Raw genomic sequence first — 21,246 nt, forward strand, 5'->3', positions numbered from 1 at the left:
GGTCAGAAGAGCCGGCCGCCTATCGGCACGTTGTGATCTGGAGCGAGCAGCACGACTTCGCCATCATCATCCGGCACGCCGAGGGTCAGTACCTCGCTCATGAACGGGCCGATCTGGCGTTTCGGAAAGTTTACCACCGCCAACACCTGTCGGCCTATCAGCTTGTCGGGCTGATAATATTTGGTGATCTGCGCGCTGCTTTTCTTTTCGCCAATTGGGTCGCCAAAATCGATCCGCAGCTTGATGGCCGGTTTGCGCGCTTCAGGAAACGGTTCAGCGGCAACGATCACCCCGACCCTGATATCGATCTTTAGAAAGGTCTCGAAATCGGTTTCGGATGCCGGCGCCCCGCCCTTGTCCATGACAATCAAGCCGTGCCGAATGTTTCGAAGATCGCCGCCGCCATGGCGTCTTCCGAACGCGCGCCTTCGATAACGAAATGAAACGCCTGGAAATAGGCTTCGCAGCTTTCCAGCGATGCGGCGAGAAGGCGCTCGACCTGCAGCGCCGTCGGCTCCAGCCCGCCCGGAAGGATCAGCGAATGGCGAAACATGACCGCCCCTTCGCTTTCCCAGAGGTCGAAGTGCCCGAAGAGCAACTGTTCGTTGATGATGGAGAGAAGCCGGGTGATCTCGCTCTGGCGCTGGCGCGTCACCGTCATGTCAAAGGCGCAAGCCAAATGAAGGGCTTCGTGCTCATCGAGCCATGAATAGCTGACATGGTAATCGGCCCACTGCCCCGCCACCGAGATTGCGATCTCATCATCGGTCGTACGCTCGAAGCTCCAGCGATTGTCGTTGGCCACCGATTCGATGACATCCACCGGATGAACGTCACGCGGATCGAAAATGGAATGGAGCGCCATGTAAGCTGTTCCTCGTCGCCTTTTCGAGACCCCATGCCGCCGCGCATGAGGCCTCCCTGCCCCGATCCTCGCTTGGCCGGAAAAGGCTTGGGCTCGAATCATCTTGTAGATTCAGTCTATTGATCCGGAATCCTGGCGAAAGCCCCAAGGCGATTTGAACAGTGAACAACGACACTTCCGGTTGAATCAATTGATTCAGAGATCACCGATAAGTGACTCCTACATCTGCCTTTTTCGAACCGACGCATTTGTTGAAAACTTTTTGTGAAAACGCACGAACGAAAATAATGGGCGCGGCATGAAGGCCGGCCTATTCAGCGTCCGTCGCAGCCTCGTCATCGACGTCGCCCAGCTTCGCTTCGAGCGCGGCCACGCGGTCGCCTAGCGCCTTTGCCTCGGCGCGAGCGCGTAACGCGACATCGCGCATGGCCTCGAACTCTTCGCGGCTGACGAGGTCCAGCGATCCCGTGAACCGCTCGGCCTGCGACCGGACGGCCGTTTCCACCTCGCGGCGCGCGCCCTGCGCTACACCGGCCGCGTCCGTAACAAGACGGGCCAGTTCATCGAGGAGCCGGCCCGGCCCGGCTGCTCCACCCCGCCCGCTTTGACGGGGCCGGCCAAACGGGTCTGTACCATAGGGATCTGCGCCATATGGGTCGCTACGCCCAGCGCCGGCGAAGTCATCCTGGCCGAAAAGGTTGCGGTCGTCGTTCTGCATGGCGCGCTCCAAAATTCATCTGACTGTCGATGTAACGTGACTGTGCGGCGTTGCAAGACACATCTTGACCCGCGAGCAACGCCCCGCGCATGGTCCGCGCCATTCCCGCTCGACGGCTAGAAGGAATCCTTTTCGTGCTGGACGCCCTGCGCCCCTTTGCTCTGATCTCCTATCCCGACATTGAGCCGATCATCTTTTCGGTCGGACCGCTCGCTGTCCGCTGGTATGGGCTGGCCTACATCGTCAGCCTTTTGTTGGGATGGTTCTACGTCAAGCGACTGCTGAGCAATGAGAGGCTATGGGCCTTTGGCAAGCCGCCCATGAGCGCACAGCAGGCAGACGACTTTCTGCTCTGGGCCGTTATCGGCGTGGTGCTCGGCGGCCGGCTCGGCTATGTCCTCTTCTACGAGCCGATGCGCTACCTTACCGACCCAAGCGCCATTCTGCAGATTTGGTCTGGCGGTATGAGCTTTCATGGCGGCGCGCTTGGTACCATCCTCGCCATGATCCTTTATAGCCGCCGACATGGCATTCCGACCTGGTCGATGCTCGATACCGTCGCTGCCGCCGTGCCGATCGGCTTGTTCTTCGGGCGCATCGCAAACTTCATCAACGCCGAATTATGGGGCGCACCGACCGATCTGCCCTGGGCTATGATTTTCCCGACCGACCCGGAAGGACTGCCGCGCCACCCCAGCCAGCTCTACGAAGCGATGCTGGAAGGTGTCGTGCTGTTTCTCGTTCTCCGCTGGCTGACGCACAGCCGCCTGATGCTGAAACGACCCAAATTCGTAGGCGGCGCATTTGTCGCGGGCTATGGCGTTTGCCGCATCCTGGTGGAATTTGTCCGCGTGCCGGACGCTCAGCTTGGCTATCTGCTCGGCGGCTGGCTGACGATGGGAATGGTGCTGTCGCTACCCATGGTGCTCGCCGGCACATGGGCGATGGTGACGGCGAAACGGCCGGAGCGCGAGACGGCACCCGCCCCATGAGTCTGAAGGCGCGCATCAAAGCGCAGATTGCCGCTGACGGGCCGATGCGGATCAGCGATTATATGACGCTCTGCCTGTTCGACCCGGCGGACGGTTACTACACGACGAAAGAACCCTTCGGCGTGGACGGCGATTTCACCACCGCACCGGAAGTCAGCCAGATGTTCGGCGAACTGGTGGCGCTCTGGATCATTCATCAGTGCCATTCCTGCCCCGAAGCGCTCGCGAGGGGTCTGGTCATCGCCGAGATCGGTCCCGGACGCGGAACACTTTTCGCCGATATCGATCGTACGCTGCGGCGCATCGCGCCCGATCTGGTCCAGTTCGCGCAATGTTGGCTGATCGAAACCAGCCCGCGCCTCGTCGGAATGCAGCGCCGAACCCTGGCGAATGCAGCGCTGAGAATCGATCATGCCGCGACTATCGATGCGCTCGACCGCGGCGACGGACTGCTGATCGTCATCGGCAACGAAATCATGGATGCGTTGCCGATCCGGCAGTTTGTAAAGACGGCGGATGGTTGGCGAGAGAGGGTCGTAGGCCTCGGTGATGACGGCGAGCTGATTTTTGGCGCAGGCGCTGCCAGCATTCCCGACGACGCCCTGCCAGACGGCGCTATGGATCAGCCGGTTGGGGCGATCTTCGAAACGTCGAACGCACGCCGCGCCATGATGGCATCGATCATGCGCAAGATCGGCCCTCGCGCCGGCTCGCTGCTGCTCTTCGATTACGGCCACCTTCAACCGGGTTTCGGCGATACGCTGCAGGCGGTTTCACGACACGCCTTCGCCGACCCGCTGGCCGAGCCCGGCAACGCGGACCTCACCTCCCATGTCGACTTTCACGAGTTGGGCCAGATCGCCGGCAGTGCCGGCTTGCGATACGGTCTGCGCGAACAGGGCTGGTTTCTTCAACAGATGGGCCTGCTGGAGCGGGCTGGCGCGCTCGGCGCAGGCAAGGATGTCGCTACCCAGGAGCATATTCGTACGGCGGTACAGCGTCTCGCGGGCGATGGGCCGAACGATATGGGTCGGCTCTTCAAGGTGCTGGCTGGTGGGCCGCATATTGGCTGCCTCTGGCCGGAGAGTGCGCCATCAGAGCCGAAAAGTTAGGTTCCACAGAACGTCGCCGTAACGTGTTCCTGCTCGGTCGGCGGATCGGCATAGTTCGCCTTGTCTGGCTGGTCGCGATAGGGCCGCGACAGCACATCCATGAGTTCTTGCATCGGCTCAAGGTCGTTGTTGAGGGCGGCTGCGATCATGGCCTCGACACGGTGGTTACGGGGGATGAAGGCCGGGTTGACCGCATCCATCGCCGACTTGCGATCCGCCTCAGCACGGCCCTGACGACCGAGACGCCGTCGCCAGCTCTCCGCCCATTGGTCGAAAGCCGTTGGATCGACAAAAAGGTCACGGGCGGGCGCATCCGTATGCGGGCCACCCTCGTCCGGCAGCTTGCCGAGCGCGCGGAACAGATTGGTGAAGTCCACCATATTGGCCGCCATGCGCGACAGAAGATCGGCAATCAGCGCCGAATCGTCCTCGGCACGCTCGTCGTCAAGCCCGATCTTCCGGCGAAACCGTTCGACGATAGCCGCATCGAAACGTGGTGAAACGCTATCGATAAGCGCCTGCGCATCGGCCACGGCCAGATCCTTGTCATCGTTCAGAATCGGCAAAAGGGCCGATGCCAGAATGGCGAGATTCCACTGCGCAACCGGCGGCTGATTGGAATAGGCGTAGCGACCGCCGCGGTCGATCGACGAAAAGACGGTTTCGGGATGATAGTCGTCCATAAAGGCGCAAGGACCGTAATCGATAGTCTCGCCGGACAACGTCATATTGTCCGTGTTCATGACGCCATGAATGAAGCCGATAGACTGCCAGTGGCTGACGAGATCGACCTGTGCATCGATCACGTTTTCCAGCAAGGCGAGATAAGGATTTTCGGCTTGGCGCGCCTGCGGGTAGTGCCGCTCGATGACATGATAGGCCAACGCCTTGAGGCCCTCCACATCGCGCCGCGCGGAGAAATACTGGAATGTGCCGACCCGGATGTGTGAGCGGGCGACGCGTGTGAGCACGGCTCCCGGCAAGACTGTTTCGCGGATGACATCGCCGCCGGTCGACACGGCGGCCAGCGCACGTGTCGTCGCCACACCGAGCTTCGCCATCGCTTCGGAGACGACGTATTCACGAAGAACAGGGCCGAGCCATGCAAGCCCGTCGCCGCCGCGGCTGAATGGGGTTGGCCCCGCGCCCTTCAACTGCAAATCGCGGCGGAATCCATCGCGTCCGGTCACTTCACCGACAAGGATCGCCCGCCCGTCTCCGAGCTGAGGCACCCACCCTCCGAACTGGTGGCCGGCATAGGCCATGGCAATGGAGGCCGCCCCATTGGGCAAGCGCTCCCCTGAAAGCATGGCGAGGCCCTCTTTGCTGCGAAGCCATTCGACATCCAGTCCGAGCGCTTCCGCAAGTTCTTCATTCAGCGCAAGAAGGGCTGGCGCGTGAGGTCGCGCTGGCGCCACATGGGCGAAGAAGCGATCGGGTAGTTGCGTATAGCTATTGTGGAATGTCGGGGATTGCGCTGTCATGATCCAGATGGTTTCCGCGCGCCGTATTTTGGCGCTTTCCTTTCTTTATGTAGGTCGGCAAAACGATCACGAAACCGTTGAAAGGCATCGGACCACGTGAACGACACCAACAACAACGCCGCGCAGTCCGAAGCGCCTCTTTCCATTCGCCACGAGTCGCTAGAGACGCTGAACGGGGTGCGGCATGGCTTCTTCACCCGGCAGGGCGGCGTATCGGAAGGCATCTATCAATCGCTCAATATCGGTGTGGGCAGTGAAGACGACCCAGCCAGCATCGAGGAAAACCGCCGGCGGGTTGCCGATAGTCTCGGCAGCGAAGCGTTGGTCTCGACGCCTTGGCAAATCCATTCGCCGGACGCCATTACAATCGATGCGCCGCTATCGGGCGAGCGTCCAAAGTCCGACGCGCTGGTAACCGGAACGCCGGGTGTTGCGATCGGCGTGGTGACGGCCGATTGCGGGCCGGTCCTGTTCGCCGACGCAGAGGCTGGGGTGATTGGAGCGGCACACGCCGGCTGGCGCGGCGCATTCAGCGGCATACTGGAAAACACTGTGCACGCGATGGAAGCGCTCGGTGCAAAGCGCAAGCGGATTGTCGCCGTGCTCGGCCCTTCGATCAGCCAGCCATCTTACGAGGTCGGCCCCGAATTCGTCGAACGGTTCGTCATGGCGGACGAAGCGAACCATCGCTGGTTCGCCTCTTCACAGAAGTCAGGTCATGCGCTCTTCGATCTCGCCGGCTACACGCTCGCGAGACTGAAAGCGCTCGGCGTTCAAGCCGATACACTCGGTCTGTGCACCTATCAGGACGAGCAGCGCTTCTTCTCATATCGCCGGACAACCCATCGCGGTGAGCCGGATTACGGACGCCAGATCAGCGCGATCATGCTGGACCATTAGGGCCAGGACCCTACACTTCTCCACACTTCGCCACCCTATCGCGGGTTGCATTGCGCGGGCCTGCCCCTTATGGCAGCGGCAGGATATCGGCCGGAACGTCTTTCCATGAAGCTCTTCGCGGGTAACAGCAATTCGCATCTGGCCGACGCGGTCGCCAGTTATCTAGACATGCCGCTCGGCAAGGCCTCGGTCCGCCGCTTCGCAGACCAGGAAATATTCGTCGAAATCAACGAGAATGTGCGCGGCGAAGATGTCTTCGTTCTGCAATCCACCTCGTTTCCGACCAACGACCATCTCATGGAACTGCTGATCATGATCGACGCGTTTCGTCGCTCGTCGGCAAGGCGCATCACGGCGGTCATTCCTTATTTCGGCTATGCAAGGCAGGATCGCAAACCGGCTGCCCGCACGCCCATCTCGGCCAAGCTCGTCGCCAATCTCATTACCGAAGCGGGCGCCGACCGTGTTCTGACCCTGGATCTCCACGCTGGACAGATCCAGGGTTTTTTCGACATTCCGACCGACAATCTCTACGCTGTGCCGGTCATCTCTCGTGACGTCAAAGCAAAATATGACCTATCCAACACGATGGTCGTCTCTCCCGATGTGGGCGGCGTTGTGCGCGCCCGGGCGTTGGCCAAGCGCCTGGACGCCCTGCTTGCCATTGTCGACAAGCGTCGTGACCGCCCCGGCGAATCCGAGGTCATGAACGTCATCGGTGAGGTACAAGGCAAAGACTGTATTCTGATCGACGATATTATCGATTCCGGCGGCACGCTTTGTAATGCTGCGGCGACCATTATGGATCGCGGTGCGAAATCCGTTACGGCTTACATCACCCATGGCGTCCTGTCGGGCAAGGCGGTCGAGCGGATTGAGACGTCCAAGCTGAAGGAGTTGGTCATCACCGATTCCATCCAGCCGACCGAGGCGGTCAAGAATGCCAAAAAAATTCGTGTTCTTTCGATCGACCAGCTCATTGGCGAAGCCATCAATCGAACCGCTCTCGAGGAATCTGTGTCCTCGCTTTTCGACTAGGATACCTGTTTCTTAAATCGCAGACGCAAAAAGGGCGCCTCTCGGCGCCCTTTTCTTCCAAATATATGATCCTTGGGATCACATGCCGCCGACAGCCTTCACGACCGGCTCACCATTGACGGTCATCGGCGTGTCGACATCCGTCGAGCCCGGACCGAAATCATAGGTCGTGTTGCCATTGGTCTCCTCATGGAGCATCAGCGAAAGACCGGAGCCCGGCTCACCGGTGAGATCGATGGAGACGTTCTCCGTGCTACCCGGCTGGACGGCGATGTGGCCGAGGCTTGCAGGCGGCGCGCCGGCAGCGTCATCATGAACGACAAGATAGCCAGCCTTATTGACGTCCACACTGATGCCGGTGATTTTTCCGTCTTCGACCTTGGCGTTGTCGACACCGATCATGGTGGCCATATCGGCCGGCTGATCGGATGCTTCCTGTGCGTAGGCGCCCGAAATACCAAGGGCCATAACTGCGGCAGTAGAAAGAATGAACTTATTCATAATAGTCCTCCTAAGGAGTTTAACGAGCCGCGCAACTTCTGCGCGATTGTCGTTCAGCTAAACAACGCGACCCCTACCAACTCCGTTCCGTGGCGATTTGAGGGAATTTTCATGACGCTTGCCCTTATTGCCGCGATGCGATAATGCCCCTGCCAGCCACGCAGACACCCTTGGAGGCAACGTGGTCGGGGCGAAGGACGGTCAGGCCGTCGGTTCGCCCTCTGGCGTTTCTGCAAAGCGGAACGTCACTCCATAATTTGAAAGGAACTACGCTATGAGCGAGAGCTACGAGCTCGCGGCCGAGCGTCGCGAACGGGTTGGTAAGGGGTCCGCCCGCGCACTGCGCCGTGAAAACAAGATCCCTGCCGTGATTTACGGCGACAAGAAAGATCCCCTGTCTATCGCCCTGCCTTATAAGGACGTGCATCTGAAGGCGACGGCCCCGGGCTTCCTGACCACGATTGCAACGATCAATGTGGATGGCGAGAAAATCCAGGTCCTGCCGAAGGATTTTCAGGTCGATGTGGTGAAGGACTTCACCATGCATGTCGACTTTCTGCGCGTCGGCAAGAATACCCAGGTGACGGTCGCCATTCCGGTTCACTTCATCAATGAAGAGCAGTCGCCGGGTCTGCACCCGACCGAAACGGTCGATGAGGATGGCGAGCCGATCGTGCCGGGCGTGCTGAACGTCGTTCGCCACGAAGTGGAAGTCGTCTGCGCCGCGACCTCGATCCCCGACTTCATCGAAGTCGATCTGGCCGGCGCCGAGATGGGCGCTTCGCTGCATATCTCCGGTGTGAAGCTGCCGGAAGGCGTGGAGCCGTCCATCACGGACCGCGACTTCACCATCGCGACCATCGCTGCGGCCGACGCCCTCGCTTCGCAGAGCGAAGAAGAAGAGGAAGTGGTCGAGACCGAAGTCATCGAACAGAATGCCGAGACGGTCGAGGGCGAAGAGTCCGCCACCGAGGAAGAAGGCACGGACAAGCCGGACGCCGAATAAGGCGAACGCTTTTTCCAGACGAGATGCGAGGGGCGGAGCAATCCGCCCCTTTTCTTTTGGGCTAGCCTTTGCCAAGTCCGACAATGAAAACACGAAAGGTGATGCCATGCTTTTGATCGTCGGTCTCGGCAATCCGGGCGGCAAATATGCCGACAACCGGCACAATGTCGGCTTCATGGCGGCCGATGCGATCGCCCGGCGGCACAATTTCGGCCCCTTCTCAAAGAAGTTTCAGGGCGAAGTGGCGGAGGGCCGACTTGGCGGCGATAAGGCCCTGATCCTGAAACCGCAGACTTATATGAACGAAAGCGGCCGCGCCGTTGGCGAAGCGATGCGCTTTTATAAGCTTACTCCAGCCGATTTGCTCGTTCTCTATGACGAATTGGACCTCGTCCCTGGCAAGGTGCGCGTGAAGACCGGCGGCGGCGCGGGCGGCCATAACGGCATCCGCTCCATCGACGCCCATTGCGGCAAGGACTACCGGCGGGTGCGCATTGGCATCGGCCATCCAGGCGACAAGAGCCGCGTCACCGGCCATGTGCTCGGCGACTTCGCCAAGGCGGATGGTGAGTGGCTGGAGCCGCTGCTGGACGCCATTGCCAACGCCATGCCGATGCTGGCGGAGGGAAAGGACAGCGACTTCATGAACAAGGTCTCGCTGACAATGCAGGGCAAGGTGCCGGCCCAGAAGGAAAAGCCGGCTTCGGCGAAACCCGCAGCCTCCAAATCCGGCGGCGCAGCCCCGACCAAGAAGCCCGCTGCAAAGGGCAAGAGCCATATCCATCAGGCCCGCCAGAACGGCCCTTCCATCGCTCCGCCGACCACCGGCCCCATGGCCGAGATGCTGAAGAAGCTGTTGGGGAAGGGATGAGGCGGCATTGGCCTAGACCAATAAGTAGCAAAATGCTACCTATATCAAATCTGGTAAGGAGAACATGATGGCTCAGTCGGTCAAATTGCCGGAAGAAACCATGGCCTTCGTGCGAGCCGAATCCGCTCGGCAAAGCCGCTCCCTTGCCGGGCAGATCGCCCATTGGGTACGGATCGGCCGTGCGATCGAGCGGTCGGGCAACTTCGACTATCTGCGCATTGCGGCGGCGCTCGACGCATCTCTACCTGCCGAAGATCTCAGCGATGAAGAACACGATGTCTGGGCGGACACTCTCATGAGCGAACTGGCTGCGCCGACAGACGAAGAGCGGTCTTTCTTCAGCGAACGCCAGCGATTGGGGCTTGGTGTCGGACTATCGGATGGCGGCGAGATCGTGAAGGCTGAGCCCACGGCGTGAAGCCTGCCATGGTCCTTATTGTTGGGCCGAACGGCGCCGGCAAATCGACGCTTTATCGCTATCGCGTCGGGCCAAAATTCGCCGGCCCCTTCGTCAATGCCGACATCATCCAGCGTGATGAATTAAGGGATACTTCACCCGAAGCAGCTTACAGGGCGGCAGGCATCGCGGCGAAACGTCGCGCCGAACTGATTGCGATGCAGTGCAGCTTCGCTACGGAGACAGTCTTTTCGCACATCGCGAAACTTGATCTGATCGAACAGGCCAGAGCTGCCGGATACACCATCCTGCTGATGCATGTGGGTCTGGAAAGAGCCGACTTGGCCGTCGGACGCGTCAGAAGCCGGGTCGATGAAGGCGGACATGCCGTGCCGGAAGAAAAGATACGCCAGCGATACGACCGAAACAGTCCTTTGATCCGCATAGCGATGCTCGCCTGCGATGCCGGCCACGTTTTCGACAACTCCGCTCTCAACACCCCACCCCAGCGCATCATCAGTTTCCGTGCCGGTCGCATCAGCTTCGTCAGTCCGCATTTGCCTCGCTGGGCGCTCCAACTCTATCGGGACGACCTTCGTCTATAACGCCTCACTCCTCCGGCTCTGCTGTGAACATCAGTGGATAGCCTTCGCTCTTGGCGAGGTCGGTGCCCTCCTTCGCCTTCTCTTCGGCGATCTCGCGCGTGGCGACCGTGATGACGCAGCTTCCCATACGGTGCGCGGTCATCATGAGTCGATGCGCGGTGTCAGTCGGAATTCGGAAGATCGCGCGCAGAACCATGGTGACGAAATCGCGCGGCGTATAATCGTCATTGAGAAGGATCACCTTATAAAGCCGCGGCTTCTCCACTTTCGGCTTCGTTGCGGTGGTGCGCTCGGTCTCCGGCGCATCGTCTAGCATGGTTGTGGTCTCGCTCATCGGAGCTCCAAGCGAACGCATCTTTGCAATGATATTAGGGCGGCGCTTGACGCCTGCCCTCCCCTCGCCCATAGCCTGCCGGCAAATTTCCAATGCATCGATCCGAGGACCATTCCGCCCATGGGTTTCAAATGCGGCATCGTCGGACTGCCCAATGTCGGCAAGTCGACCCTCTTCAACGCCCTGACCAAAACCGCCGCGGCGCAGGCCGCCAACTACCCTTTCTGCACCATTGAGCCGAACACCGGCGAGGTGGCCGTGCCCGATAGCCGGATGAAGGCGATCGCCGGCATTGCGGGCAGCAAGGAGGTCATCCCGACTCGCATTTCCTTCGTCGATATTGCCGGCCTTGTGCGCGGCGCGTCCAAAGGCGAAGGACTCGGCAACCAGTTCCTCGCCAATATCCGTGAGGTGGACGCCATCGTCCATGTGCTGCGCTGCTTCGAAGATGGCGACATCACCCATGTGGAAGGGCGGATCGACCCCGTCGCCGACGCCAACACGGTCGAGACCGAATTGATGCTGGCCGATCTGGAGAGCCTGGAAAAGCGTATTCTCAACACCCGCAAGAAGGCGACTGGCAAGGACAAGGAATCCATCACCATTCTGCCGGTGATGGAAAAGGCCCTGACGCTTTTGCAGGAGGGCAAGCCCGTCCGCCTGATGCTGGACGGGATCGCGGCGGAAGACCTGAAAATTCTGCGCGGTCTGAACCTCCTGACCAGCAAGCCTGTCCTCTATGTTTGCAACGTCGCCGAAGAAGACGCTGCCGAGGGCAACGATCACAGCGCCGCCGTCAAGGCTATGGCCGACGAACAGGGCGCATCCACGGTGGTCATCTCCGCTGCCATCGAAGCGGAGATCGCCCAACTCGATGACGAAGAGGCCGCCGAATATATGGAGACGATGGGGCTGGACGAACCAGGTCTCGACCGGCTGATCCGCGCCGGCTACGAGCTGCTCGATCTCATCACCTATTTCACCGCCGGGCCGAAAGAAACGCGCGCCTGGACCATTACGCGTGGCACCAAGGCGCCGGGCGCGGCGGGCGTCATCCATACCGATTTCGAACGGGGCTTTATCCGCGCCCAAACCATTGCCTATCCGGATTACGTCGCATTGAAAGGCGAGCAGGGCGCCAAGGAAGCCGGCAAGGCCCGCGACGAAGGCAAAGAATACGTCGTTCAGGACGGCGACGTGCTGCTCTTCCGCTTCAACACCTGATGAGCACCGCGGCTGGACATTGGGAGCGGAAAATTTGAGCCATATGCTGGCCTATGAGGATTTCACGGTGGGCCGGCAATTCCAGCTTGGTCCTCGGAGGGTAACGACCGAGGAAATCATTGCTTTTGCCGAAGAGTTCGATCCGCAACCGTTTCACCTCGATGGCGATAGCGAGCAGGCGCGGCAGACCGGCGGTCTTATCGCGTCGGGCTGGCACATTTGCGGGCTTTTCATGGCCATGGCCTGTGAGGCCTTTATCAATAATAGCCTCTCGGACGGCGCGCCCGGCGTAGAGGAGGTTCGGTGGATGAAGCCGCTGCGGCCCCGAGACACGCTGTCCGGTGTGGTCACGGTCGGTGAACGGCGTGTGTCGCGTTCGCGTCCGAGCCGAGGCTTCGTCCAGTTCGAAACGAACCTGACCAATCAGAGCGGGGAAACAATCGCGTCGCTTCGCTATCCCGCCATGGTGCGGTTGCGTAATCCTGAAAATTTCAGTGACGACGCGGCATCATGATGGAGACATTGTTTTCGCGCCTGAAACCCGGTCTACGCCTCGATCTCGGCAGCTATACGTTCGAGGCCGAAGCGATCAAAGAATTTGCCCGGAAGTTCGACCCGCAACCCTTCCATCTCGATGAGGACGCCGCCGAGCGAAGCCATTTCGGCAAGCTCTGCGCTTCGGGTTGGCACTGCTGCGCAATCTTTATGAAGCTCAATGTCGCAAACGGCGACGCCGCGCTTCGCAACGCAACCGGATGGAGTGGCCCACTCCCCGAACGCGGGCCCTCTCCCGGCCTTCGCGATCTCAAATGGCGGCGGCCGACTTACGCCGGCGATACGCTGTCTTACTCAATGACCTTGAAGGAAGCGCGAGAGTCGCAATCGCGTCCGGGCTGGGGTCTGCTGCAATCGGACATCGAAGCGACGAACCAGGATAGCGAAATCGTCATGCGCTTCATTTCGACGGTGTTTATCCGAACCGACTGATCGGGCGCTCAGTGCCCATCGAAACTGAGTAGAATTTCGACATGGACGCCTCGCGCGGCAAGCCGCTCCGCGCCGCCGAGATCCGGCAAATCGATGATAAAGGCGGCCGCGACGACATGGCCGCCAAGCTCTTCCACCAATTCGACACCCGCCAGGGCGGTTCCACCCGTGGCGATCAGATCGTCGATCACAAGGACGCGCGCGTTTTCCGGCAGCGCGTCGACATGCACTTCCAGCCGGTCGGTGCCATATTCCAACGCATATTCGCGGCTGATCGTCCGGTGCGGCAGTTTGCCGCTCTTGCGGATCGGCACGAAACCAACGCCCATCGCATGGGCAACGGCGCCACCAAGAACGAACCCACGCGCCTCGATACCGGCAACGCTGTCGATGCGCTCATCGGCGAAGCGCTCGGCAATGGCGTTTACGGCATCGCGAAAGGCTGGGCCGTTGGACAGAAGCGTCGTGATATCGCGAAACAGAATGCCCGGCTTGGGATAATCCGGAATGGTTCGAATAGCGGCACGCAAACGCTCCGCCAGGGCCGGATCGGCAATCGTCGATGGCATATGAAATGTCCCTCACAAGCTGACCGGTACGTTGTGCCGTGCCGGGCCATGGCTGACAAGCCGCTCAGGCAAAGGAAAGGGGCGTCACCCGGTAGGTGACGCCCCCGTGATTAGCGATGCTGGCTCGGGCCTAATGCTTAACGCCGTGCCAGACTTTGCGCTTTGTCAGCCACAGCAGCGCGCCGAACAGCACGAGGAACAGCATGACCCGAAGGCCGATCTTCTTGCGCTGTTCAAGCTTCGGCTCAGCAGCCCACATCATGAACGCAGAGATATCGCGGGAATACTGCTCCAGAGTCTGGGGCGATCCGTCATCATATTCGACCATGTCGTCATCGATAGGCTTCGCCATCGCCAGACCCGCGGCCGAGATGAAGTAGGGATTATAGTTCACGCCGTCCGGCAGCTCGATGTGCTCGGGCTGCTCCTCATCGTAACCGTGAAGCAGGCTGTAAATGTAATCCGGGCCATTCTCGGCATAGCCGGTGAAGATATCGAAGATGAACCACGGAAAGCCTCGTTCCACGGCCCGCGCCTTGGCGAGCAGGGAGAAGTCAGGCGGTGCAGCACCATTGTTGGAAGCCGCGGCGGCAGCCTCGTTCGGGAATGGTGAGGGAAAATAGTCAGAGCCGATGGCCGTACGGGTGAACATCTCGCCATCGGCGTCGGGTCCGTCCTCCACCTCATAATCGGCGGCGAAGGCCTTCACCTGCTCTTCGGAATAACCGAGTTCTTCCAGGTCGCGGAAAGCGACGCGAGTCATCCCGTGACAGGCCGAGCAGACTTCCTTGTAGACCTTCAGGCCGCGCTGCAGCTGGCCGATATCGTAATGGCCGAACGGTCCGGCGAAGCTCCAGTCGACATGCATCGGCTTTCTAAGGGGGTAATGCGGGGTGTGAGACGCTTCTTCACCGTCATGGCCCTCTTCGCCGTCATGAGCGGCCTCATCGCCCTCCTCACTTTCAGCGCCCTCGCCTTCAGCGTCGGCTTCGGCGGCCTCGTCACCAGATGGCGAGACTTCTTCCGCTTCGTCAGTTTCCGCGGCAGGCTCTCCCTCTTCGGACGCAGGCTCTTCCGCCGTATCATCGGCTGGCGCGGCCTCGTCTTCAGTCGATTGGGCAGCAGGCGCGGACTGTTCGGTCGCAGCCGGGTCCTGGGCCTGATCCTGTGCGAGAGAGACGGTGGCCAAACCGAGACCGAGACCGATGCCGACCAGGCCTTTCAGAAGCATATTCATAGTTTCATTCCCTGTCGCTGGTCCAAGCCACTCATTCTGCAGGTTGCGCGGCAACTGCATCGTCGTTCTTCTTCAGAACCGCTTCCGTAATCGAATTCGGCAACGGCCTCGGCGTCTCGATAAGACCGAGCAATGGCATGACGACCAAGAAGAAGGCGAAATAGAACAGCGTAGCGAGCTGCGATGCGATGACATACCAACCTTCCGCCGGACGCGAGCCAAGCCAGCCGAGGAATATGCAATCGGCCACGAAGATCCAGAAGAAGAGCTTGTACCAAGGCCGATAGGCAGCCGAGCGCACACGCGAAGTATCCAGCCATGGCACCACGAACAGGATCGCGATCGAAGCGAACATGGCGATGACGCCACCGAGCTTGGAGTCGATCGGCCCGATATTGAAGGTGATGGCGCGCAGGATCGCGTAAAACGGCAGGTAATACCACTCCGGCACGATATGCGCCGGCGTGACCAGTGGGTTGGCCGGAATGTAGTTGTCCGGATGGCCGAGATAATTCGGCATATAGAAGATGAAATAGGCGAAGACGAGCAGGAACACGACCATGGCCAAACCGTCCTTGACGGTTGCATAAGGCGTGAAGGCCAGCGTGTCGGTATTGCTCTTGACCTCGATACCGGTCGGGTTCGTCTGACCGACAACATGCAGCGCCCAGACGTGGAGGATCACGACGGCGGCGATGATGAACGGCAGAAGGTAATGCAGCGAGAAGAACCGGTTGAGCGTCGGGTTATCGACTGCGAAACCGCCCAGAAGGAACGTCTGCAGCCAGTCGCCGATAACCGGGATGGCCGAGAAGAAGCCGGTGATCACCGTCGCGCCCCAGAAGGACATCTGCCCCCATGGCAGGACGTATCCCATAAAGCCCGTCGCCATCATGAGGAAGAGGATCAGAACGCCGAGAATCCAGAGCAGTTCGCGCGGCGCCTTGTAGGAGCCGTAATAAAGGCCGCGAGCGATATGCAGATAGACCGCGATGAAGAAAAAGGACGCGCCGTTGGCGTGCATGTAGCGTAGCAGCCAGCCGGAATTGACGTCGCGCATGATCTTCTCGACGGAAGCGAAGGCGACACCCGTTTCGGCTGCGTAGTGCATAGCGAGCACCACGCCCGACAGGATCTGCACCACCAGCATGACCATCAGAATGCCGCCAAACGTGTAAGCGTAATTCAGATTGCGCGGCACCGGATAGGAGACGAAACTGTCATACATCATCCGCGGCAACGGCATGCGGGCGTCGATCCATTTTTCGACACCGGTATTGGGATTATAGGTGGAATGTCCGCTCATCTCTTTGACCCCCTCTCCTGATTATCAGCCGATACGAATGGTCGTATCGGAGGTGAAGGCGAAGGTCGGGATGGCGAGATTTTCCGGCGCCGGACCTTTGCGAATGCGGCCAGCCGTATCGTAGTGGCTGCCATGGCAGGGGCAGAACCAGCCGTCGAAGTCACCGGCCTGGCCCAGCGGCACGCAGCCGAGATGGGTGCACGAACCGATCATCACGATCCAGTTCTCCTTGCCCTCTCCCGCGGAGCGGTTGAGGTCGGTCGCCTCGGCTTCGCCGGCGATGTTTTCGTTGCGGGCGACAGGATCTTTCAGATCGTCGAGGGGCACCTGATTGGCCTCCTCGACTTCCTGTTCGGTCCGGTTGCGAATGAAGACCGGCTTACCGCGCCATTTGGCGGTCAGGCTCATGCCGGGCTCGATCGCTGAGACATCGACGTCAATCGATGCGAGCGCCAGAGTAGAGGCGTCCGGGCGCATCTGGTCGATAAACGGCCAGACCGCGCCGGCAGCGCCGACCACGGCCGCCATACCCGTTGCTATGTAGAGAAAATCACGGCGGGTCGCTTCATCCTCGCCGGTATGTACGATCGTGTCGTTTCCGCTCACGTTCACCATCCTCTGCTGGAAGACCGGCCTCCGGAAGAGCCCCGCTGGACCAGACGGCCTTCATGCAACGAAAGACTGCTAAAGCCGCCGGAACACCCCACTGCCCGGTCTTTTCGCGCCCTTCTATTGTCCAGACGCACCCTTGTCCAGTGACCCGGGCATTACTTTCGTCCAAAACCGGTGGAGTGAAGGAAGATCGTTTATCCCGCGCCGAGCCGGGCCAGCACGGCCTGCGGAATGCGATAAAACGCAATGACATCGTGGTGCCGGCGAAGACCGCATAATTCTCGCTGAATGAAATAGGCATGTGTCGCTACGGCAGCTGTCCTGAGAAGTTCGCGACGCTCGCGCTGTCGCAGATCGTCGAGACGCGATGAATCGGTCCCGTATCGCTCTTCGAAGACATCGAGCGCGGCGATGGCCTGCCCAACCGCCTTACCGGCGCGGCCCAGACTGCTGGCCTTTTCAGCAGCGATTTCGTAGCCAAGCGCGTCGCAGCTTTCTTCGATGACCGAAAGACGCTCGCGATAGCGGGATGGAGGGCGAAGCGCCATTCGTTCTACTCGGCGGCGAGATTGCGCGGCAGAAAGCCGCCGGTCTGCCGCTTCCAGAGCCGCGCATAAAGGCCCTCCTGCGCCAGAAGATCGTCATGACTGCCCTGCTCGACGATCCGGCCGTCATCGACGACGATTATCCTGTCGAGGCGAGCGATGGTCGAGAGGCGGTGCGCGACGGCGATGACCGTGCGGCCTTCCATCAGCGTTTCCAGTGAGTCCTGAATAGCCGCCTCGATTTCCGAATCGAGCGCGGACGTCGCTTCATCGAGAACCAGGATCGGCGCATCTTTCAGCACCATGCGCGCCACTGCAATGCGCTGACGCTGACCGCCGGACAATTTGACGCCCCGCTCGCCGACATGGGCGTCGTAACCTTTGCGACCACGGTGGTCGCAAACGGTCTGGATGAAGCCATCGGCTGCCGCTCGGCGCGCAGCATCCCTGATATTCGCGTCGCTCGCTTCCGGACGGCCATAGGCGATGTTGTCCCGAATCGAACGGTGCATCAGCATGGGCTCCTGGCTGACCATACCGAACTGGCGGCGCAGGGAACTTTGCGTCAGATGGCGAATATCGCGGCCGTCCAGTGTGATCCGACCCGAATCCACGTCGAACAGCCGCAGCAGAAGCGAAAGAATGGTCGTCTTGCCACCGCCCGACGGTCCGACAATGGCCACCCGCTCGCCCGGCTCGATCCGGAACGACAGGCCTGAAATAACGGGCATATCCTCCCGGCCATAGCTGAACGAGACATTCTCGAACGCTATGGCGCCCTCGGCGCGGTCGATATCGACAGCGTCCGGCGCATCCTGCAAGGCTGGGCGAACTGAGATCGTGGCGGTGGCGTCCTGCACGGTCGCGAAATTGCGAACGATACCGTTGATGTTGAACATCACCCAGCCGCTCATCTGATTAAGGCGGAAGACCAGTCCCATCGCAGCGGCGATCGCGCCCGTCGTGACATCTCCGGCCAGCCAGCCTCGCACTGCGACGATGCCGACTGCCGCCATCATGAAGCCGTTAAGGATCGCAACCGAAGCACGGACAGTGGTGATGGCGCGCGCCGCATGAGCCGTTGCGTAGAGCAGATGCTCGACGCCCTCACGCACGAAAGCATGTTCGCGACGGCCATCGTCGAACAGTTTGACCGCGAGAATATTGGTGAAAGCATCGACGAGGCGACCGCTTAAAATCGAGCGCGCATTGGCCCTGCGGCGCGAAGTCTTCCGCACGCGCGGCAAGAGGAATCGCGCCACGGCGAGATAACAGACCACCCAGACCGCGACCACCACACCGAGAATCGGGTCCATCGCGACGAGGATCGAGCCGGTCAGGACGACGAAGGTTGCGAAAGACCAGAACGTGCCGATGACCGATGTAATCAGATCGGTGGTGCTCTCCCCCGCCTGAATGATTTTCTGAGCGATCCGGCCCGCGAAATCGTTCTGGTAGAAGGAGAGCGGCTGCTCGATCACCCGCCTAAACGCCTGCCAGCGGATCATGGCGATGAACCGCGGCGAGATGACCTGCTGCTCCAGCATGGTCTGCCCGATCATGACCGCTGCGCGGACAATAAGGATGAGAACAAGCAGACCGACAAGCGGCAGCCAGTTCTCCGCAAGAAAATCCGCCGGGCCTTCACGCTCCATCAGATCGACCAGCCAGCCGACAGACCAGTAAAGCGCCGCATCCACCGCGCCGGACAGGCCGCCGACGATCAGCATCGCGGCAAACGGACCTTTCGCCTGCCTTGCAAAATGCAGGATGAAGGCCATCGCATCGCCCGGAAGCAGATCGTCATCGTCCCTTTCGAAGGGGTCGATGACATCCTCGGTCAATCCAAACACGTGATCGGAAACGGTCTCGCGCCGGTTATAGTCGGTGCGCAGATCGTCGGCTTGCGTCGGAAGATCGGGTGACTGTCCAGCCTGCTTCACTGCGCGGCGACCTCCTGCCCATCGACTGGTTCGTCCACGCGCAAAAAGCCGCCCGACTGCCGCGCCCAAAGCCTAGCATAGAGACCATTTTGCGCGATCAGATCGTCATGGGTCCCTTCTTCGACGATGGCGCCGCGATCCATCACAACAAGCCGGTCCATCTGAGAGATGGTGGAAAGGCGGTGCGCAATGGCGATGACGGTCTTGCCCTTCATCAACTGGTCGAGACTATCCTGAATGGCGGCCTCCACTTCGGAGTCGAGCGCCGATGTAGCCTCGTCCAGCACGAGGATAGGAGCATCCTTCAACATGACGCGGGCAATGGCGATGCGTTGCCGCTGGCCGCCGGAGAGCTTGACGCCGCGCTCGCCGACATGCGCGTCGAATCCGACCCGTCCGGTCGGATCGCTGAGATCGCCGATAAAGTCGATCGCCTTGGCCTCGCGCGCTGCCCGTTCGATTTCATGCATCCCGGCATCGGGGCGCGAATATTGAATATTGTCCCGCACGGAGCGATGCAGCAGCGCCGTATCCTGCGTCACGACGCCGATATGCGCGCGCAGACTGTCCTGACTGACCGAGGCGATGTCCGTGCCGTCGATTGTGATGCGACCGTCCTCCACATCGTGAAAGCGCAGCAGCAGGTTGACGAGGGTGGATTTGCCGGCACCGGAGCGGCCGACAAGACCGATCTTCTCACCCGGCCGGATGGAGAGATCGAGATGGCCGATCACGCCCTCGCCCTTGCCATAGTGAAAACTGACATTGTCGAAGTGAACCGCGCCATCCTTGACGACCAGCGACCGGGCGTCCGGCCTGTCTGTCACGGTTTGCGGCTTCGCCAGCATCGAGGCGGCGTCTTCTGCCATCCCGAGATTTTCGAACAGACCCGCCAGTTCCCACATCACCCAATGGCTCATGCCTTCCAACCGCATGACGAGCCCGAGCCCGACGGCGACCGCACCGACAGACGCCGCGCCGAGCGACCATGACCATAGGCCAAGCGCGCCGATGGCAAAGAGCAGTAGCGCATTGGCAAGGCCAAGACTGGTATTGAGCAGCGTGACCAGCCGCATCTGCGGGAATACGGTGTGCAGAAAACGATCCATCGCATCGCGCGCATAGCGTTCTTCGCGCCCGGCATGGGCAAAGAGCTTGATCGTCGCAATATTGGTGTAGCTGTCGACGACCCGGCCCGTCATTTCGCTTCGGGCATTCGCCTGCACTTCCGACGTCTTGCGAAGGCGTGGCAGAAAATAGCCCAGTATGGCGAAGTAAAGCACGATCCACACCATGAAGGGGATCATCAGAACAGGATCGAACGTCGCCATCAGGATCACCGCCCCGGCAAAGTAGATCGCGACATAGGCGAAGACGTCGACCGTCTTCATCACCACTTCGCGAATGCCGAGCGCGCCCTGCATCAGTTTTGTGGAGACGCGGCCGGCAAACTCGTCGGCGAAGAAGCTAACGGATTGCCGCAGCAGATAGCGATGTCCCTGCCAGCGGATAATCATCGGGAAATTGCCGGCCAGCGTTTGGAACAGCAGCAGATCGTGCAGAATACCGAGGATCGGCATGGCGATCAGAATCAGCGCGCCCATACCCAGAAGCGTCCAGAACTCCTCGGTGAAGAATTCATCCGGCGGCCGCCCTGCCAGCCAGTCGACGACATCGCCCATGAAGCTGAAGATGACGATCTGGGCGACCGAAATGAGCGCCGTCAGAATGCCGCCAAGTGCGACCAGATGCCAGACCGGTTTCGTATGATGCCAGATGAAGGGAAACAGCCCGGTTGGTGGGCGTTCGATTGCAATGTCGGGAAAAGGATCGGCAAACCGCTCGAACCGGCGGAATAGAGAATGGATCATTTGCTCTCCGCCCGTTCGATGGTGAAAGATGGATGTGGAAGGCGCACGCTTGGCGCGTCACGCCGGAACGATATAAGGCGGGTCCGAACCATTTTCCACGCATGCCAGCCGCCCATCGATACGACTGGC

Annotated in this window: 23 protein-coding genes and 1 pseudogene; 11 read left to right on the forward strand and 13 right to left on the reverse strand. The window is 60.4% G+C overall.

Annotated elements, in window-relative coordinates; all coding sequences use genetic code 11:
- Window positions 1-2: 2 nt before the first annotated feature.
- The 3 genes and pseudogenes from NIM86_RS10610 to NIM86_RS10620 form a co-directional block, all read right to left on the reverse strand.
- Window positions 3-362: a tRNA-binding protein gene (locus tag NIM86_RS10610; protein ID WP_253381846.1), complete on the reverse strand. Its 360-nt coding sequence runs from the start codon at window positions 360-362 to the stop codon at window positions 3-5.
- Window positions 363-367: 5 nt separating this feature from the next.
- On the reverse strand, window positions 368-865 hold the full coding sequence (locus tag NIM86_RS10615) for a YbjN domain-containing protein (RefSeq protein WP_253381849.1): 498 nt from the start codon (window positions 863-865) through the stop codon (window positions 368-370).
- A 310-nt stretch (window positions 866-1,175) separates the two neighbouring features.
- A pseudogene (locus tag NIM86_RS10620) lies at window positions 1,176-1,451 on the reverse strand (accessory factor UbiK family protein); the annotation flags it as partial.
- Window positions 1,452-1,672: 221 nt separating this feature from the next.
- On the opposite strand from NIM86_RS10620, the gene lgt reads away from it, so the two are divergent.
- Together lgt and NIM86_RS10630 are read left to right on the forward strand one after the other, a co-directional pair.
- Complete coding sequence (gene lgt, locus NIM86_RS10625) at window positions 1,673-2,575, forward strand: prolipoprotein diacylglyceryl transferase (RefSeq protein ID WP_371872878.1); 903 nt, start codon at window positions 1,673-1,675, stop codon at window positions 2,573-2,575.
- Window positions 2,572-3,687 (forward strand): class I SAM-dependent methyltransferase, encoded by a 1,116-nt coding sequence (locus tag NIM86_RS10630; protein WP_253381853.1) that lies wholly within the window; start codon window positions 2,572-2,574, stop codon window positions 3,685-3,687. Before lgt ends, NIM86_RS10630 begins: the two co-directional genes overlap by 4 nt.
- On the opposite strand, the gene NIM86_RS10635 is transcribed toward NIM86_RS10630, so the two are convergent.
- Complete coding sequence (locus NIM86_RS10635) at window positions 3,684-5,171, reverse strand: YdiU family protein (protein WP_253381855.1); 1,488 nt, start codon at window positions 5,169-5,171, stop codon at window positions 3,684-3,686. The genes NIM86_RS10630 and NIM86_RS10635 overlap by 4 nt on opposite strands.
- 144 nt (window positions 5,172-5,315) lie before the next feature.
- Here NIM86_RS10635 and pgeF point away from each other — a divergent pair, with 144 nt between their 5' ends.
- Window positions 5,316-6,071, forward strand: coding sequence for a peptidoglycan editing factor PgeF (gene pgeF / locus NIM86_RS10640; RefSeq protein ID WP_253382035.1), 756 nt, complete (start codon window positions 5,316-5,318; stop codon window positions 6,069-6,071).
- Window positions 6,072-6,176: 105 nt separating this feature from the next.
- Window positions 6,177-7,109 (forward strand): ribose-phosphate pyrophosphokinase, encoded by a 933-nt coding sequence (locus NIM86_RS10645; protein WP_253381857.1) that lies wholly within the window; start codon window positions 6,177-6,179, stop codon window positions 7,107-7,109.
- A gap of 78 nt (window positions 7,110-7,187) precedes the next feature.
- Here NIM86_RS10645 and NIM86_RS10650 read toward each other — a convergent pair whose 3' ends face one another.
- Window positions 7,188-7,610, reverse strand: a complete 423-nt coding sequence (locus tag NIM86_RS10650) for a hypothetical protein (protein WP_253381858.1) — start codon at window positions 7,608-7,610, stop codon at window positions 7,188-7,190.
- A gap of 274 nt (window positions 7,611-7,884) precedes the next feature.
- Here NIM86_RS10650 and NIM86_RS10655 point away from each other — a divergent pair, with 274 nt between their 5' ends.
- The 4 genes from NIM86_RS10655 to NIM86_RS10670 all read left to right on the forward strand — a co-directional run bounded on the left by NIM86_RS10655 (window position 7,885) and on the right by NIM86_RS10670 (window position 10,489).
- On the forward strand, window positions 7,885-8,616 hold the full coding sequence (locus NIM86_RS10655; protein ID WP_253381860.1) for a 50S ribosomal protein L25/general stress protein Ctc: 732 nt from the start codon (window positions 7,885-7,887) through the stop codon (window positions 8,614-8,616).
- Window positions 8,617-8,722: 106 nt separating this feature from the next.
- On the forward strand, window positions 8,723-9,487 hold the full coding sequence (pth, locus tag NIM86_RS10660; RefSeq protein ID WP_253381862.1) for an aminoacyl-tRNA hydrolase: 765 nt from the start codon (window positions 8,723-8,725) through the stop codon (window positions 9,485-9,487).
- Window positions 9,488-9,551: 64 nt separating this feature from the next.
- Window positions 9,552-9,905: a ParD-like family protein gene (locus tag NIM86_RS10665; protein WP_253381864.1), complete on the forward strand. Its 354-nt coding sequence runs from the start codon at window positions 9,552-9,554 to the stop codon at window positions 9,903-9,905.
- A gap of 8 nt (window positions 9,906-9,913) precedes the next feature.
- A complete protein-coding gene (locus tag NIM86_RS10670) occupies window positions 9,914-10,489 on the forward strand; it encodes a zeta toxin family protein (RefSeq protein ID WP_253381867.1) in 576 nt (191 codons plus the stop codon).
- Between the two features lie 4 nt (window positions 10,490-10,493).
- On the opposite strand, the gene NIM86_RS10675 is transcribed toward NIM86_RS10670, so the two are convergent.
- Window positions 10,494-10,805 carry an ATP-dependent Clp protease adaptor ClpS gene (locus NIM86_RS10675; protein WP_371872883.1) on the reverse strand — a complete coding sequence of 104 codons (312 nt, stop codon included), beginning with the start codon at window positions 10,803-10,805 and terminating at the stop codon, window positions 10,494-10,496.
- Between the two features lie 138 nt (window positions 10,806-10,943).
- Here NIM86_RS10675 and ychF point away from each other — a divergent pair, with 138 nt between their 5' ends.
- The 3 genes from ychF to NIM86_RS10690 are packed head-to-tail and all read left to right on the forward strand — an operon-like array spanning window position 10,944 to window position 13,034.
- The gene (ychF, locus tag NIM86_RS10680) at window positions 10,944-12,047 is read left to right on the forward strand and encodes a redox-regulated ATPase YchF (RefSeq protein WP_253381871.1); all 1,104 of its coding nucleotides are present in this window, start codon (window positions 10,944-10,946) and stop codon (window positions 12,045-12,047) included.
- 43 nt (window positions 12,048-12,090) lie between these two features.
- Window positions 12,091-12,561 (forward strand): MaoC/PaaZ C-terminal domain-containing protein, encoded by a 471-nt coding sequence (locus NIM86_RS10685; protein ID WP_253382037.1) that lies wholly within the window; start codon window positions 12,091-12,093, stop codon window positions 12,559-12,561.
- Entirely contained in the window at window positions 12,558-13,034 is a 477-nt protein-coding gene (locus NIM86_RS10690; protein ID WP_253381873.1) for a MaoC family dehydratase, read from the forward strand. Before NIM86_RS10685 ends, NIM86_RS10690 begins: the two co-directional genes overlap by 4 nt.
- An 8-nt stretch (window positions 13,035-13,042) precedes the next feature.
- On the opposite strand, the gene NIM86_RS10695 is transcribed toward NIM86_RS10690, so the two are convergent.
- The 7 genes from NIM86_RS10695 to NIM86_RS10725 form a co-directional block, all read right to left on the reverse strand.
- A complete protein-coding gene (locus NIM86_RS10695; RefSeq protein ID WP_253381875.1) occupies window positions 13,043-13,603 on the reverse strand; it encodes an adenine phosphoribosyltransferase in 561 nt (186 codons plus the stop codon).
- A 130-nt stretch (window positions 13,604-13,733) separates the two neighbouring features.
- Window positions 13,734-14,840 (reverse strand): cytochrome c1, encoded by a 1,107-nt coding sequence (locus NIM86_RS10700; protein WP_253381877.1) that lies wholly within the window; start codon window positions 14,838-14,840, stop codon window positions 13,734-13,736.
- Between the two features lie 31 nt (window positions 14,841-14,871).
- Window positions 14,872-16,146, reverse strand: a complete 1,275-nt coding sequence (locus tag NIM86_RS10705; protein WP_253381879.1) for a cytochrome b/b6 — start codon at window positions 16,144-16,146, stop codon at window positions 14,872-14,874.
- A 24-nt stretch (window positions 16,147-16,170) separates the two neighbouring features.
- A complete protein-coding gene (gene petA, locus NIM86_RS10710) occupies window positions 16,171-16,752 on the reverse strand; it encodes a ubiquinol-cytochrome c reductase iron-sulfur subunit (protein ID WP_371872879.1) in 582 nt (193 codons plus the stop codon).
- 200 nt (window positions 16,753-16,952) lie between these two features.
- The gene (locus NIM86_RS10715) at window positions 16,953-17,306 is read right to left on the reverse strand and encodes a DUF6665 family protein (protein ID WP_253381882.1); all 354 of its coding nucleotides are present in this window, start codon (window positions 17,304-17,306) and stop codon (window positions 16,953-16,955) included.
- 5 nt (window positions 17,307-17,311) lie between these two features.
- The gene (locus NIM86_RS10720; protein ID WP_253381883.1) at window positions 17,312-19,246 is read right to left on the reverse strand and encodes an ATP-binding cassette domain-containing protein; all 1,935 of its coding nucleotides are present in this window, start codon (window positions 19,244-19,246) and stop codon (window positions 17,312-17,314) included.
- Entirely contained in the window at window positions 19,243-21,117 is a 1,875-nt protein-coding gene (locus NIM86_RS10725) for an ABC transporter ATP-binding protein (RefSeq protein WP_253381884.1), read from the reverse strand. The genes NIM86_RS10720 and NIM86_RS10725 overlap by 4 nt, the downstream gene beginning before the upstream one ends.
- Window positions 21,118-21,246: the final 129 nt, after the last annotated feature.

The organism is Notoacmeibacter sp. MSK16QG-6, assembly GCF_024158145.1.
Taxonomy (GTDB): Bacteria; Pseudomonadota; Alphaproteobacteria; order Rhizobiales; family Rhizobiaceae; genus Notoacmeibacter.

Bases quoted from the DNA above. Each gene is read 5' to 3' on its own strand.
- NIM86_RS10610 (WP_253381846.1), bottom strand. From the start codon at position 362: ATGGACAAGGGCGGGGCGCCGGCATCCGAAACCGATTTCGAGACCTTT.
- NIM86_RS10615 (WP_253381849.1), bottom strand. From the start codon at position 865: ATGGCGCTCCATTCCATTTTCGATCCGCGTGACGTTCATCCGGTGGAT.
- lgt (WP_371872878.1), top strand. From the start codon at position 1,673: ATGGTCCGCGCCATTCCCGCTCGACGGCTAGAAGGAATCCTTTTCGTG.
- NIM86_RS10630 (WP_253381853.1), top strand. From the start codon at position 2,572: ATGAGTCTGAAGGCGCGCATCAAAGCGCAGATTGCCGCTGACGGGCCG.
- NIM86_RS10635 (WP_253381855.1), bottom strand. From the start codon at position 5,171: ATGACAGCGCAATCCCCGACATTCCACAATAGCTATACGCAACTACCC.
- NIM86_RS10645 (WP_253381857.1), top strand. From the start codon at position 6,177: ATGAAGCTCTTCGCGGGTAACAGCAATTCGCATCTGGCCGACGCGGTC.
- NIM86_RS10650 (WP_253381858.1), bottom strand. From the start codon at position 7,610: ATGAATAAGTTCATTCTTTCTACTGCCGCAGTTATGGCCCTTGGTATT.
- NIM86_RS10655 (WP_253381860.1), top strand. From the start codon at position 7,885: ATGAGCGAGAGCTACGAGCTCGCGGCCGAGCGTCGCGAACGGGTTGGT.
- pth (WP_253381862.1), top strand. From the start codon at position 8,723: ATGCTTTTGATCGTCGGTCTCGGCAATCCGGGCGGCAAATATGCCGAC.
- NIM86_RS10665 (WP_253381864.1), top strand. From the start codon at position 9,552: ATGATGGCTCAGTCGGTCAAATTGCCGGAAGAAACCATGGCCTTCGTG.
- NIM86_RS10670 (WP_253381867.1), top strand. From the start codon at position 9,914: ATGGTCCTTATTGTTGGGCCGAACGGCGCCGGCAAATCGACGCTTTAT.
- NIM86_RS10675 (WP_371872883.1), bottom strand. From the start codon at position 10,805: ATGCTAGACGATGCGCCGGAGACCGAGCGCACCACCGCAACGAAGCCG.
- ychF (WP_253381871.1), top strand. From the start codon at position 10,944: ATGGGTTTCAAATGCGGCATCGTCGGACTGCCCAATGTCGGCAAGTCG.
- NIM86_RS10685 (WP_253382037.1), top strand. From the start codon at position 12,091: ATGCTGGCCTATGAGGATTTCACGGTGGGCCGGCAATTCCAGCTTGGT.
- NIM86_RS10690 (WP_253381873.1), top strand. From the start codon at position 12,558: ATGATGGAGACATTGTTTTCGCGCCTGAAACCCGGTCTACGCCTCGAT.
- NIM86_RS10695 (WP_253381875.1), bottom strand. From the start codon at position 13,603: ATGCCATCGACGATTGCCGATCCGGCCCTGGCGGAGCGTTTGCGTGCC.
- NIM86_RS10700 (WP_253381877.1), bottom strand. From the start codon at position 14,840: ATGAATATGCTTCTGAAAGGCCTGGTCGGCATCGGTCTCGGTCTCGGT.
- NIM86_RS10705 (WP_253381879.1), bottom strand. From the start codon at position 16,146: ATGAGCGGACATTCCACCTATAATCCCAATACCGGTGTCGAAAAATGG.
- NIM86_RS10715 (WP_253381882.1), bottom strand. From the start codon at position 17,306: ATGGCGCTTCGCCCTCCATCCCGCTATCGCGAGCGTCTTTCGGTCATC.
- NIM86_RS10725 (WP_253381884.1), bottom strand. From the start codon at position 21,117: ATGATCCATTCTCTATTCCGCCGGTTCGAGCGGTTTGCCGATCCTTTT.